Source organism: Variovorax sp. P4_D9 (assembly GCF_056401695.1).
The window spans coordinates 1-549 of the sequence record NZ_JBFUIU010001754.1 but is presented as its reverse complement, the minus strand read 5'-3'; the positions used below and the strand labels follow the sequence as shown (position 1 = coordinate 549).

The window sequence follows — 549 nt, the reverse complement described above, 5'->3', positions numbered from 1 at the left end:
GACGTGTGCTGCGCCTCTTCGATCTCGCGCTGATTCARCACGAKMAMACCTTCGAAATAGYTRTGCGGTTCGAGRTGAGCCACWGTGACTGCAAGCAGCTCGGCTCCGGTCAACAAGCTCAGTTCGATCGCTTTGGYGACGGCTTGYTCGGACAGCGCGGAACCGTCGGTCGCGACAAGAATGCGTTTAAACATGGCACACCTCCATCGATAGCGAAGGCTACTCCCGATTGACCCAGACCGGGGGATCCGAGAACGCCGGGCAAATCCCTGCGCACCTCGGGGCGCCGCAACGCGCACCGACGTGAAGCCGATGGAGCTCGAGGCCGACGCGCTCATGCAGAACCGTCGCGGTGGTCGATCCGATTCACCCGGTCATTGCGTATACGGTGCTTGCCTCAGGGCGTCGGCCCCACTCGTCAAACATGATAATATGCTTATCATTGCAATTACACAGCAAACGCATTACATTTGCTGGCCCAGCGTCGAGAAATCGCGTCTTTACTTATCTTGCGGAGGCTTGAATCCGTGGAGTTCGATCGTCCGACTC

At 57.9% G+C, this 549-nt stretch carries 1 protein-coding gene; it reads right to left on the bottom strand.

Annotated elements, in window-relative coordinates:
- Positions 1–194 (bottom strand): universal stress protein (locus AC1DY5_RS58160; protein WP_478123117.1); only part of this gene is annotated, 194 nt, incomplete at its 3' end.
- Positions 195–549: the final 355 nt, after the last annotated feature.